We start from the raw sequence: 13,227 nt of genomic DNA on the forward strand, positions 1-13,227 counted from the left end.
GAAGCGGGCAAAGCCGGCCATTCTAGCGGTCAATGGGTGGAGATTGGCGGACGGCGAAGGGTGCCTTTCGGCAATGCCAGGCCGCTTATTTCACGCGGCGTGCGGCCCGAACTCGGCGACTACCTGGTCGATAAATGCGCGCAATTTCGGGGTGGCGCGGCTTGCCGGAAACACCAGATGCATGGGGCGCGCGGGCGCTTCATAGTCCTTGAGCAGCCGCACCAGCCGGCCCGCGGCGAGTTCGTCTTTCACCGCCACTTCGGGCGCGAGTATCACGCCGCCGCCATTGAGGGCCGCGGCCAGCAGCGCCTTCACGTCGTTGGTCTGGAAGCGGCCGGAGATCGGCACCAAGTGTTCGCCGCGCGGGTCGGCAAAGCGCCATTCGGTATCGACCGGCTGGCTCGTATAGACGAAGCTCAGACACTCGTGCGCCGCCAGCGCTTGCGGGGTCTGCGGCTCGCCGCGCTCGGCCAGGTAGCCGGGCGAGGCGCAGGCGGCCAGCCGGTAGGGCATCAGGGGCCGCGCGATCAGCGACGAATCCGGCAGCGAGCCGAGACGGATCGCAGCTTCATACCCTTCGTCGATCAGATCGACGAAGCGGTCGGTCAGCGCCAGCTCGACCCGCACCTCGGGATGAGCCTTCAGGTAGCGCGTGATCATCGGCGCGAGACAGCAGGTGCCGAAGGTCACCGGCGCGGTGATGCGCAAACGCCCGCGCGGCGAGGCCGACAGCTCCTGCGCGACCGATTCGGCCGCGTCGGCATCCGCCAGCAGCGCCTTGCAGCGCTCGTAGAAAATCTGACCGATCTCCGTGAGGCTCTGGCGCCGCGTGGTCCGGTTGAGCAAGCGCGCGCCGACGCGCTCCTCCAGCGTGCCGACATGCTTGCCGGCCATCTGCGCGGAGATGCCGAAGGCGAGCGCGGCCGCCGCGAACGAGCCGCTGTCGGCTGTTTTCACGAACACGGCCATGCTGGTCAAACGGTCCATGATTCCCCACTCCTGCTTTCGACACTCATCAAATATCGCATATTTATCCCGTTGAGGTTTTGAATCATAGTGCTTCTCACCGATGGGCGTGCGCTCAACGGAGCGATCCGCAGACAGACAGGGAGGGTGAAACATGAAGATAGGTATTCTTGGCGCCGGTTTTCTCGGCCGCGCGATGGCGACTGTCGCGAAGCACCATGGTCACGATGTGATGATCAGTAATTCCCGCGATCCGCGGACCTTGGTCAGCACGGGCGCCGTGCTGGGCTGTGCGCTCGGCACGGCTGAAGAGGCGGCGAAGTTCGGCGACGTGGTGGTGGTGACCGTGCCGTTCAGCAGCATTGGCGCGCTGCCGGTCGCGGCGCTCGACGGCAAGATCGTGATCGACACGTGCAACTACTATCCCGACCGCGACGGCCACATCGAAGCACTCGACAATCGCTCGACCACGACCAGTCAGATGCTGGCCGCCGCGTTGCCGGGCGCGAAGGTGGTGAAGGCCTTCAACGCGATTCTGGCGAAAGACCTCGAAACGGACGGCAAGCCTGCCGGTGCGCCGAACCGCCGGGCACTGCCGGTTGCCGGCGACGACGCGCAGGCTAAACACGTGGTGAGCGGACTGCTCGATCAATTCGGCTTCGATCTTGTCGATGCCGGCGGGCTCGCCGACAGTTGGCGCTTCGAGCGTGCGAAACCGGTCTACTGCATCGCGCTGGATCGCGCGGGCATCGTGGAAGGATTGGCCGCGGCGAAGCGGGACGTCGAGTTGCCGCATGGGTCATGGCGGCATTGACCGGCGTGTCGCGGCGATTGTTCGAGGATGCAATCGCCGCCAGCTTGCGACGACGAAACTGACACCCCGGGTGCGTCGGTGCAAAGAGACTTGTACCGACGTGTTCCCAGATTCATTTCGATATGCGACTATGTGCTTCATGGACCTCCGTAACGTACTGCTTAACGCTCTCCACCATCACGGCCGCATGCTGTTGCGCCGTGGTTCGTTACGTCCATAGCAGGGAAACGGAACTTTACTGATTCCGTTTGCTGCATAAACGACCAAGGCGCCCAGGGCGCCTTTTTTTATTTTTACGCTCAAGAGACCAGACATGACCATGATTCGTGGAACCCGTTTTATCGTCGGAAATGAAGCCGCACAGATTCGTGCGCTCGAAAACCGTTTCCGGAGCTACCTTCATTGAAGCCGGAGCCGAGGAGGCGATCGTTCCTGCGCTGTGGGGACAAGACACCTTCATCGAGAAAACCGGTGGCAGCGAAGTCATCGGACAGATGTGGGCTTTCCCGGACAAGAAAGGCAGACCCTGTTGCCTGATTCCGGAAGCGACGGCGCTCTTTCAGGAACGCTGCAAGGAATTGCTGGCAGGGAAGACGGAGCGCATGGTGTTTTATGTAGCGCGCTGCTATCGATACGAGCGGCCGCAGGCGGGGCGATATCGCGAATTCTCGCAACTGGGATTCGAATATCTCTGCGCGGATCCTCAGCGGGCGAATGCGCGCAGTCAGGAGATTGTGGCGGGTTTTCTGGATTCATTCGGACTACGTTACGAAGTCGATAGCACGGCGCGGCGCGGTCTGAGCTATTACCTGAACGGCATGGGCTTCGAGATGCGCTGTAGCGAACTCGGGGCGCAACAGCAGATCGTCGGCGGCGGCGCCTATCGGGAAGGCGCGGGTTTCGGCATCGGCGCGGAACGCTTGCTGCTTGCGATAACGGCTCAGGGTGTCGACGTCGGCTCCGGTTCCCGGAGCGCGTGAGCGACCGTGGCGACTTTTATCCGGTCGCCACCGGCTACATCAGATTACACGATTAACCGGGCCGGCTCAATCTATGACTTTACCGAACGGTTAACACATCACAGCTTTTATTCAATAGACGTTGACGAATAGCGATGAGACGATTGCACCGGCTAAAGCGTGCGAACGGTTATTCGACAAGGGGGAATACGCAGGCCTCTACATGTGAAGGAGACGCGTTCGCCGGTCACGACATCGGCGAGCTGATAAAACCAAAATAGAACACAGAGATATGTCAACGAAAATTGTTGGAGCCGCGGCTCTGGGATTCGTCACGTGCGCCGCGCACGCTCAATCTTCCGTGACGCTGTATGGGATTGTCGATGGCGGCGTCCGCTACACAAATAATGGTCACGGTGCCGTCACGACGATGAATACGAATGGCTGGCTTTCGTCGAACCGTGTTGGCGTGATTGGCCACGAGGATCTGGGCGCAGGATGGCAAGCCAATTTCCAGTTGGAGGAGGGCTTCAATGAGGCGACCGGCGCGTTGGACAATACCTCAGGCGTCCTGTTCAATCGCATGGCATATGTCGGCGTCAGCGGGCCGTATGGCGCGCTGACCCTTGGGCGCCAATGGAATCTGGCTCACGATATCGTCTACGATCTCGACCCTTTCTATCTCCAGTATCCGTCGATTATTCCGCTAACGCCGGCTCTCGACGGCATTCACTTCAGCAATGACGCGAAGTACAAAGGCGAGTTTGGACCATTCAAGGTCAGCTTCGAAAATTCGTTCGGCGGCGTGGCGGGGAATATCAACGACGGCACCGCTCGAAGCGCGGGTGTGCTCTATAAGAGCGGGTTCATCGAGGTCGGCGGCGTGTATGTCCACAAGCGCACCCTGGTCGGTGCGAACTATCTCCCGGACGACTATTACGCGCTCGGCACGCAGATGGTGTTCGGCCCGCTAAGACTCGCGGGCGGCTTCATGAACGAGAACCAGGACGGCCTTGCGGGTTCGCCCGCGGTGCGCACAGAAAACTATTGGGCGGGCGTGACCTACGCGGTCAGCCCTTCTACTCGTATTGCCGTGGGCGGGTACGAAACCAGTTTGCCGAATTCGGATGGCAAGCGTGATCTCGGCATCGTCAGCGTGACTTACTCGCTGTCGAAAAGCACGCAGCTCTATGCGGAAACTGATTTCACCCGGTATCGCGGCTCGTATGTGACCAATACGACGCTCAATCCGCAGAAGGCGCAACGTCAAGTCGGCGCGACGGTCGGCATCGACCATAACTTCTGATACGAACCGGGAACCTGAATGAAGCTAGGTTGGTATTCGGAACTGACTCCAGTCGAACGACGAACGTATTGGGCGTGCTTCGGCGGCTATACGTTGGACTCCCTGGATTCGACGATGTACGCGTTGCTTGCGCCGGTGTTGATTGTCTTTCTCGGCATTAGCAAAACGGAAGTCGGCATGCTGGCCACGGCAGGTCTGGTCGGCAATGCAGTGGGTGGCTGGATTGCCGGCATTGTCGCCGACCGGTTCGGCCGTGTCGCCGTGCTCAAGGTGACCATTTTGTGGGTGGTGGCCTTCAGCCTGCTGGCCGCCGCGACCTCCGGCTTTCATGAGCTCATTGCCGTGCGGGCCTTGCAGGGACTGGGATATGGCGGCGAGGCGGCAGTGGGCGGAGTTCTGATCAGCGAGGCGGTCCGTCCGTATCTTCGCGGACGGGTCGCGGCTTCCGTGCAATCCGGGTTCGCGGTCGGTTACGCGCTATCCACCGCATTGATGCCGATCGTTTTTATCTTTTTCCCGGAGACGATTGGCTGGCGAGTCATGTTTGTGATCGGCGTCGTTCCGGCTTTCCTGGTGCTGATGATTCGCCAAAGTGTTCCTGAAAGCAGGATCTTCGAAGTTGCAGCAAACGCTCGACGCATCGGCAAGAAAGGCGAGCCGTTCTGGGTGATATTTCGTCCTGCTCAACTGCGCGCCACGCTGGCCGGCCTGCTGCTCGCAAGCGGTGTTTTCGGCGCCGGATTCGGCATGAGCGCGTGGCTGCCCACCTACCTGCGGATGGAGCTTCATCTGGCGGCCGCGTCGATGGCCGGATATCTTGCAATGGGCATCGCCGGCTCGTTGATCGGCCCGTTCGTTGGCGGATTCATCAGCGACAAAATCGGGCGCCGCGCCAATTTCATCCTGTTTGCGGTGTGCGAGGCGGTGGTGGTCGGCGTCCTGTTGCTTGTACCGGTTGGCGCTAAAGCAACCGTCGTTCTTATTTTCATCCACGGTGCGCTCCAAAGCGGCTTTGCCGCGGGTCTTGCGCCTACCTTTGCCGAATTGTTTCCAACTCATGTCCGAGCCAATGGATCAGGTTTTTGCATTACGGGCGGACGCGGTTTTGGCTCCATCGTGCCGGCAGCGGTCGGGATGTTTTCCGTTGCGATGCCGCTCGGTCGTGCTATGGGCATGGCAGCGCTTTCAGCGTTCGCCGCTGCAATTGTCGCGGCGCTGCTTCTGCCGGAGCGCTCCGGTGCGGATCTGGATGCCGATAATCCAACTGAGGACCCGGCGGGATCCGACGTAGAGTTTTCTCATTGAGAGCGTTCCACCGGCATGGGGCAACTGGACTGGTATCTGAACGTCAACCTGAAGGTGCGCCACTTGCGCCTGCTGGTTGCCGTTTACGATTTTCGCAATCTACGACAGGTCGCATCGAACTCGTATGTCACCGTGCCTGCGGTGTCGAAGGCGCTGGGAGAAATCGAACGGGCGCTAGGGGTCCAACTGTTCGAGCGCACTGCCAGCGGGTTGCGGCCCACTGCGTACGGCGAAAGCGTGGTTCGACATGCGCGAATAGTACTGAGTACGCTCAATCAGACTGCCGAAGAGATCAAGGCATTGCAGACGGGCAGTACGGGCAAGGTGTATGTCGGCACGTCGCCGATCATGGTTTCTACGATCCTGCCGAAAGCGCTGATCCTGCTCAAGCAGGACGCGCCTCACACTAACGTAGAGATTCGGGAAAACCGGATGCGCTCGCTGCTGCAGGAGTTGCAGCGCGCCGAGCTCGACATGATCGTCGGTCGCCTGCCGAGCAAGTCGGATACGGTCGGTCTGCAGGAGCAGATATTGGTCGCGCCTTTGACCAGGCTCGTGACCGGCCCTCACCATCCGCTCGCAGGCAGAACGAAGGTGGGATGGTCGGATCTCAAGGATTTTCCGTGGGTACTTCCGCCACTGGGGTCGTTACTGCGTGAGCCGATCGAAAACACTTTCGCTCGCCATGGTCTGCCCATGCCATCCAATTACATCGAAACGTTGTCGAGCCATCTGGTTCGCGCCTACATCCAGTTCAACGATGCGATTGCGCTGCATACGGGCGACGTGTTGTATCCCTACGCGGATGTCGGTCCGATTCATGTCCTGCCGATCAATCTGAGTCTCGTTACGCGCCCGCTCGGTGCGCTCTGGCGAGGTGACAAACCCCTCGCACCGAATGCGATGTTGTTGCTGCGCTGCCTGGAGCAGGCATGCTCCACCGACGTTGCCACGTATAACGCGTATTGACGCGGGCCGCTGAAACGGCTGACTGACGTATTGACGATCCCTTGTATTCGCCCTGCAGGTGCGGCGCTTTGCTGAAGCGCATCCGCACTTGTCATGGCATGCCTTCCACCAAGGCTTTGCTTAACGCTTGCAGTACCGAGCTTGATGCCTGGGCACGTCAGGGGGTTTTCCATTTGGTTAACGGAGACGTGCTTTTTTTCAATAGACGGAAAGTGTGTGCCACAAGATCATGTAGTCAACGAGATCGCCTGAACGGCCATGCAACTTGCAGCCCTTACAGGGCACGAAGCTGCGAGGGTTGGCAGGGCGATCGAGCGTATCTGTCGAAAAAGGAGACACCGTTGACTAGAAACGTCCCGCTCAAGATTGCAATCGCTGAGCACCCCCACACGTCGGCTATCCGCAATGGATCCATTCCCATCGAGGGTGTGGATGCCGAATTCATCACAGTTCAGCCGCAAATCGGTGCGTTTCGCCGGATGGTGCGCGATGTCGAATTCGACGTCTGCGAGCTGGCGCCGACGACTTACATCATCGCCCGTGCCTATGGTGCGCCGTTTGTCGGACTGCCGATCTTTGTGACGCGGCGCTTTCATCATGGCGGTCTGCTCGTGCGCCCGGACGCAGGGATCAAAACGCCGAAGGACCTGGAAGGCAGGAAAGTAGGTGTGCGTGCCTACTCGGTGACAACGGGTGTGTGGACGCGTCAGGTCCTGATCGACGAGTTCGGTCTCGATTCGTCGAAGGTGACCTGGGTTGTCGACGACGAAGAACATGTTACGCAGCTCAAGCTGCCGTCGAATGTCATTCATGCACCGGCTGGGAGTTCGCTGGCGGAAATGATGGACACAGGTGAACTGTCGGCGGGCTTTGCGGCTGCCGCGGGTATTGGCCGCACAGGCGCGCCCACGGGGGGATGGAAGGAGGTCGAGGCCGACTATCCCGATCTGCTGCCCAATGCGACCGAGCTGGAGGCCGAGTACTTTGCCCGCACAGGGGTGTATCCGATGCACGGCACGATTGTCGTCAAGGACTCGGTGCTTGCGGAGCACCCGTGGATCGCAAAATCGATTTATGACGCCTTCGCACAGGCGAAAAAGGAATGGCTGGTGCGGCTCGATGCCGGCGAGGCGACGAGCGCCAGCGATAAGAAGTATCTCGAACTGCGCAGGATCGTCGGACACGATCCGCTGCCGTATGGTCTGCAGGAAAACCTCAGGACGATCGAAACACTGGAAGCGACGGCGTTCAGGCAGGAGCTTACGCCGCGGCGTATGTCTATTGGCGAGCTGTTTGTGGACCCGTTGGCTCGCTGATTTGACCGCTGATGCATGGGGCTGAAGTAAGCGCTAAAGCGCCAACTCGGGTCGACCGCGATGCATGGGGCCGGAGTAAGCGCTGAAGCGCTAACTCCGGCCGACAGGAGAACACATGATTATTGATTGCCACGGTCATTTCACGACCGTACCCGCTTCATTCCGTAACTGGCGCGCGAAACAGGTTGAGTTCGCGAACGATCCGGCCAACGCGCCCTCGCGTGCCGAAGCCCATGTCACCGACGACGAGATCCGTGAAGCGATCGGCAACGGACAACTCAAACTGCAACGCGAACGCGGCAGCGACCTGACGCTGTTCTCGCCGATCGCCGGCCTGATGAGCCACCATCTGGGCAACGAGCGCACCAGCCTCGAGTGGGCCGAATTATCGAACGACCTCGTGTACCGCGTAACCGAACTCTATCCGGACAACTTCGCGCCGGTGTGCCAGTTGCCGCAATCGCCGGGCGCGGCGCCCGCGAACTCCATTCCGGAGTTGCGACGCTGCGTGGAAGAAATGGGTTTTGTCGGCTGCAACCTGAACCCCGATCCGACCGGTGGCTACTGGACCGGCAAACCGATGACGGATCGCGAGTGGTATCCGGTCTACGAAGCGCTCGTCGATCTGGATGTGCCCGCGATGATCCACGTGGCCGCGTCGTGCAATCCGTGTTTTCACGGCACAGGCGCACATTATCTGAACGCGGATACGTCGGTGTTCATGCAGTTGCTGCAGTCGAACGTGTTCAGGGATTTCCCGACGCTGCGTCTCGTGATTCCCCACGGCGGCGGCGCGGTTCCGTATCACTGGGGACGCTATCGCGGCATGTCGCTCGAAATGTGCGATCGGCCGCTCGAAGGGCTGCTGAACAACATTTTCTTCGACTCGTGTGTTTATCACAAACCGGGTATCGAGTTGCTGACCAAGGTTATCCCTACCGATAACGTGCTGTTCGGATCGGAAATGATCGGCGCGGTGCGGGGCAAGGATCCGGCAACGGGCCAGTACTTCGACGATACGAAGCGCTATATCGATGCGTGTACGGCGCTGTCGGATGAGGATCGCTACAAGATCTTCGAGGGCAATGCGCGGCGTGTCTATCCGCGCCTCGATAAGCGCCTGAAAGCACGCGGTCACTGACATTGGTGCGAACCATATTCAATGAAACAGGCGCAGAGACACGCACATAGAAACGCACATAGAAACGCATAGAGATACTCATGAATTCCGCAATCGTTGATATCCACCCCCACATCATTTCCGATGACGAGAGCCGCTATCCACCGGCACCGCTGTTCGGCAGACGCTCCGACTGGTCGAAGGAACGTCCGAGCACGGTCGAAACCCTGATCGCGGCGATGGACGCAGCCGGCGTCGCCAGGGCTGCCGTGGTGCATTCTTCGACCACCTACGGTTTCGACAATAGCTACGTTATGGACGGTTGCGCGAAATATGCGGACCGCCTCGTGGCGGTCGGCTCCATTGACGTACTGCAACCGGACGCGACGCAACGCATTCATGAGGCGGTCGAGTGCGGCCTCGCCGGTCTGCGTCTCTTTACCGGCGGCAGCACCAAGGAGTTCGATCCGAGCGAGCTCGACGATCCGCGCTCGTTCCCGGCGTGGGAACTGTGCGGGAAGCTCGGTCTGCCAATGTGCATCCAGACCGGCCCGATCGGCTTACCTCAGGTAACGGCGCTCGCGCGGCGTTTCCCGAAGGTTGCAATCATCCTCGATCACCTCGGACGCCCCGACGTGACTGACGGCGCACCGTACGTCAACGCGCGGAGTCTGTTCGATCTGGCGCCGTTCGAGAACATCTACCTGAAGCTCTCGCCGCGCATTTTCGGCGATGTGAAGAAGGAAAAGGCGAGCGCTGAAACATTCTTCCCGCGCGTAGTCGAGGCCTTCGGCGCAAAGCGCATGGCCTGGGGCTCGAATTACCCGACCTCGCCTGGCACGCTCAGCGAAATTCTTGCCACGGCCCAGGCAGGTCTGGCATGCCTGAGCGCGGAAGATCGCGATTGGATTTTTGGCAGGACAGCGCAGCACCTGTATCCGGCTCTGACTTCAGGACGAGATTCGGCGCCGACCCACGACAAGAGAGAACCAGCATGAGCGATACCCGCCTCAACAGCATCATCCGCGCATTCGAATCCGGCAAGCCCGCCTTCGCCGCCTTCTCCAAACTGGATAAACAGAGCGCCATCGAAATGAGCGATGCCCCGTACGACGGCATCGTCTTCGAGATGGAGCATAACCCGTACGACGTATCGGCACTCGGCGACGCATTGCAGTACATGCTCAGCCGCAAACAGATCGCCGAGTCCGGCTCGGTCGCACCGCGCGTCACGCCGATCGCCCGCATTCCGGCCAATGGCGCGGAGATGAACCAGTCCTTCGCCAAGCAGGTCCTCGACCGTGGCGCCTATGGCGTGGTGTGGCCGCATGTGTCGACGGTGGAGCAGGCCTATAACGCGGTGGCGTCCTGCCGTTACGCGCGGCCCAAAGGTGCACCGCTCTATGAGCCGAAGGGCATCCGTGGTGACGGCCCCGCCAACGCGGCGCGCTACTGGGGCCTGAGCATGGCCGATTACTATAAAAAGGCGGACGTCTGGCCGCTCGCCCCCGAAGGCGAAATTCTGGTCGGGCTGATGTGCGAGAGCACCGAGGCGATCGAAAACCTCGATGACATCCTGGCGGAGGTGCCCGGCATCGGCTTCATCCTGATTGGCGAGGGCGATCTCAGCCAGCAGCTGGGCCATCCGCGCGATTACGAGCACCCGGTGGTGGTCGATGCGATGCGCCAGATTGTCGAGACCTGCCACAAACACAACGTGGTGGTCGGCAATCCGCATGTGAACGCGAAGAATCACAAGCGGCTCATCGAGGAGGGCTACCGTTTCCTGATCTCCGCACCGCTCAGGAGCTACGGCGTGGTCGGCCTCGCGCGCGAGATGGCGGGGTACTGAATGAGCGCAATGAGCGGAACGACCGCAACGACCGCAATGAACGGCGCCGAAAGCCTGGTCCAGACGCTCACCGAGCAGGGCGTCGACATCTGTTTCGCGAACCCCGGCACCTCGGAGATGCACTTCCTGAAGGCGCTCGAAAACCCGCGCATGAAGAGCGTCCTGTGTCTTTTTGAGGGCGTGTGCACAGGTGCGGCCGATGGTTATTACCGGATGAAAGACACACCGGCCTCCACGCTGCTGCACCTCGGGCCGGGACTCGCGAACGGGCTGGCCAATATCCACAATGCCCGACGGGCATCGTCGGGGATGGTCAATATCGTGGGCGAGCATTCGGCCGCACACCTGAAATACGATCCGCCGCTGACGTCCGATATCGAGGGCCTCGCGCGGCCGCTGAGTCACTGGGTGCGCCGCGTCGAGTCGCCGGGCGCGGTGGCCTGGGACGTCGCAACGGCGGTGGGCAAGGCGAGCGAACATCCGGGACAGATCGCGACACTCATTCTGCCCGGGGACACCTCCTGGCAGGATGCGGGCGAGCAGGTCGCGGTGCCACGCGTGATCGCCAGCGTGAAAACACCGGATGCCACGCGCATCGAGCACATCGCAAAGGTGCTGCGCTCGGGCGAACCGACGCTCATCGTACTTGCCGGCCGCGCGACGCGTGGCCGCGCGCTCGAACTGGCGGGCAGGCTCAAGGCGGCAACCGGGTGCCGCATCGCGACGCAGTTCTTCAGTTCCCGGATCGAACGCGGGGCAGGGCGGGTCACGCTAGAACGCATTCCGTATGCCGTGGGACTGGCCGTCGAGTATCTGAAAGATTTCAGGCACATCGTCACGGTGGAGACCACCGAGCCGATCGCCTTCTTCAGCTATCCGGGCAAACCGAGCCTGCTCAAGGCACCCGGCACGCGAGTTCATGCGCTGGTCGAAACCGGCGAGGACAGTGAAACCGGCCTCGACATGCTGCTTGATGCGCTCGGCGCGACGCATACGGCGGCGGTGCTTCAGCCGCGCTCGGATGCCCCGCCGCCGACTGGCGCGCTCACGCCTGCCACGATTGCCCAGGCATTGGCCGCTGCACTCCCCGAAAACTGCATCCTCGTCGACGAATCGCTGACCACGGGCCGCGAGACGATGGGGCTGACCGTGGGGGCCGCGCCGCACGATCTGATCAACAACATGGGCGGCTCGATCGGCTACGGAACGCCGGTGGCGACTGGGGCCGCGCTGGCCTGTCCTGGGCGGCGCGTGTTCTGCATGGTCGGTGACGGCAGCGCGATGTACACGATCCAGTCGCTGTGGACGCAGGCACGCGAGGGCCTGAACATCACGACGATCATCTTTGCCAACAACAGCTACGCGATCCTGAAGGCCGAGTACGCGAACATGGGCGCCGGCGCGCCCGGGGCGCGCGCGCTGGCGATGATCGATATCGACCGCCCGAGGATCGACTGGCAGGCGATGGCGAAAAGCATGGGCGTACCCGCTGTCGCCGTCGACACGGCCGAGGCGTTCCACATGGCCATGGCCGGCTCGGTGAACGAGGCGGGACCCTGCCTGATCGAGGTCAGGCTGTGAATCCATTCAGACGTAAAGAGGGACAACAATGACAACAGCGGCAACCAGGGCACTCACCGGCGTGCCGACATTACGCACCAATCTGGCCGACTACCCGGTCACGAAGGCGATGAAGGACGGGCGGGTGAGTTCGGACCTGGTCAGGCTCAACTATTGCGGACCGACGCCGGCGCATAACGGGTTCAAGGCGATGGTGCGGGAAAACGCGTTCGACGCGGGCGAGCTGGCGATCGTCACCTTCCTGCAGGCGAAGGCTTACGGCAAGCCCTATGTGCTGTTGCCGACGCCGATATCGGGGCGTTTCCAGCATCATTGCGCGGGCTTCAACATCGACTTCGGCCACCTCGATCCGAAGGATATCGAGGGCAAGCAGGTCGGCGTTCGCACCTATACCCAGACAACGGCGCTCTGGATCCGCGGCATCCTGCGCCACGAATACGGTGTCGATCTCGACCGGGTGACATGGATGACGCTCGGCGAAGGACACCTCGCCGAGTATCGCGATCCGGATAACTGCGTGCGCCTGCCCGCAGGATCGTCGATTCCGCAGATGATGCTCGACGGTGAGCTGAGCGCCGCGTTGCTCGGTGAAGATATGCCGAAGGACCCCCGCGTGCGCACGCTGGTGCCCGATGCGCAGGCGGCGGCCAAAGACTGGTTTGCGCGCACCGGGGTAGTCCCGATTAACCATATGTTCGTGGTACACGAGAATGTGTCGAAGCAACGTCCTGACATTGTGCGTGAGCTTTATCGGATGATTGTGGAAAGCCGCTCGCTTGCCGAAGGAGTCCCGGCTGCGTTCCCGCCGATCGGACTGGAAGCAAATCGCAAGGGCCTGCAACTGGCAATCGACTGGGCGCTCGATCAGAAGATCATTCCGCATCGCCTGTCCGTCGACGAACTGTTCGACGATGTAACCGGCAGTCTTGGATAAGTGATACAACGGGCATCTGGGTCGAATCGGATGCTCATCCTGGCGAGGTCCCGTAGCGATCCCGGCAGGCGCGTCGCCAGGCAGAAAAGTTTGCGCCGAATAAAA

Annotated in this window: 12 protein-coding genes; 11 read left to right on the forward strand and 1 reads right to left on the reverse strand. The window is 61.1% G+C overall.

The genetic code is table 11. The annotated features are described in order from the left end of the window. Positions 1-90: 90 nt before the first annotated feature. On the reverse strand, positions 91-987 hold the full coding sequence (locus tag ACOSV0_RS08505; protein WP_434109859.1) for a LysR family transcriptional regulator: 897 nt from the start codon (positions 985-987) through the stop codon (positions 91-93). 133 nt (positions 988-1,120) lie between these two features. Between ACOSV0_RS08505 and ACOSV0_RS08510 the strand changes: the two genes are divergently transcribed. The 11 genes from ACOSV0_RS08510 (at position 1,121) to ACOSV0_RS08560 (ending at position 13,122) form a co-directional block, all read left to right on the forward strand. Continuing rightward, on the forward strand, positions 1,121-1,780 hold the full coding sequence (locus tag ACOSV0_RS08510) for an NADPH-dependent F420 reductase (protein ID WP_434109860.1): 660 nt from the start codon (positions 1,121-1,123) through the stop codon (positions 1,778-1,780). Positions 1,781-2,148: 368 nt separating this feature from the next. Continuing rightward, entirely contained in the window at positions 2,149-2,760 is a 612-nt protein-coding gene (locus ACOSV0_RS08515; protein WP_434109862.1) for an ATP phosphoribosyltransferase regulatory subunit, read from the forward strand. Between the two features lie 271 nt (positions 2,761-3,031). Further along, a complete protein-coding gene (locus ACOSV0_RS08520) occupies positions 3,032-4,045 on the forward strand; it encodes a porin (protein ID WP_434109863.1) in 1,014 nt (337 codons plus the stop codon). A gap of 123 nt (positions 4,046-4,168) precedes the next feature. Next, positions 4,169-5,350 carry an MFS transporter gene (locus ACOSV0_RS08525; RefSeq protein ID WP_434109864.1) on the forward strand — a complete coding sequence of 394 codons (1,182 nt, stop codon included), beginning with the start codon at positions 4,169-4,171 and terminating at the stop codon, positions 5,348-5,350. A gap of 15 nt (positions 5,351-5,365) precedes the next feature. Then, complete coding sequence (locus ACOSV0_RS08530) at positions 5,366-6,319, forward strand: LysR substrate-binding domain-containing protein (RefSeq protein WP_434109865.1); 954 nt, start codon at positions 5,366-5,368, stop codon at positions 6,317-6,319. Between the two features lie 341 nt (positions 6,320-6,660). Beyond that, a complete protein-coding gene (locus ACOSV0_RS08535) occupies positions 6,661-7,635 on the forward strand; it encodes an ABC transporter substrate-binding protein (RefSeq protein ID WP_434109866.1) in 975 nt (324 codons plus the stop codon). A gap of 115 nt (positions 7,636-7,750) precedes the next feature. Then, positions 7,751-8,776: an amidohydrolase family protein gene (locus ACOSV0_RS08540; RefSeq protein ID WP_434109867.1), complete on the forward strand. Its 1,026-nt coding sequence runs from the start codon at positions 7,751-7,753 to the stop codon at positions 8,774-8,776. A gap of 80 nt (positions 8,777-8,856) precedes the next feature. Next, positions 8,857-9,753: an amidohydrolase family protein gene (locus tag ACOSV0_RS08545; RefSeq protein ID WP_434109868.1), complete on the forward strand. Its 897-nt coding sequence runs from the start codon at positions 8,857-8,859 to the stop codon at positions 9,751-9,753. Next, the gene (locus ACOSV0_RS08550; protein ID WP_434109869.1) at positions 9,750-10,607 is read left to right on the forward strand and encodes an HpcH/HpaI aldolase family protein; all 858 of its coding nucleotides are present in this window, start codon (positions 9,750-9,752) and stop codon (positions 10,605-10,607) included. Before ACOSV0_RS08545 ends, ACOSV0_RS08550 begins: the two co-directional genes overlap by 4 nt. 36 nt (positions 10,608-10,643) lie before the next feature. Beyond that, entirely contained in the window at positions 10,644-12,188 is a 1,545-nt protein-coding gene (locus ACOSV0_RS08555; protein ID WP_434110218.1) for an acetolactate synthase large subunit, read from the forward strand. Positions 12,189-12,216: 28 nt separating this feature from the next. Beyond that, entirely contained in the window at positions 12,217-13,122 is a 906-nt protein-coding gene (locus ACOSV0_RS08560) for a phosphate ABC transporter substrate-binding protein (protein ID WP_434109870.1), read from the forward strand. Positions 13,123-13,227: the final 105 nt, after the last annotated feature.

Origin of the sequence: Paraburkholderia caffeinilytica (genome assembly GCF_051027425.1) — a bacterium.
Taxonomy (GTDB): Bacteria; Pseudomonadota; Gammaproteobacteria; order Burkholderiales; family Burkholderiaceae; genus Paraburkholderia; species Paraburkholderia caffeinilytica_A.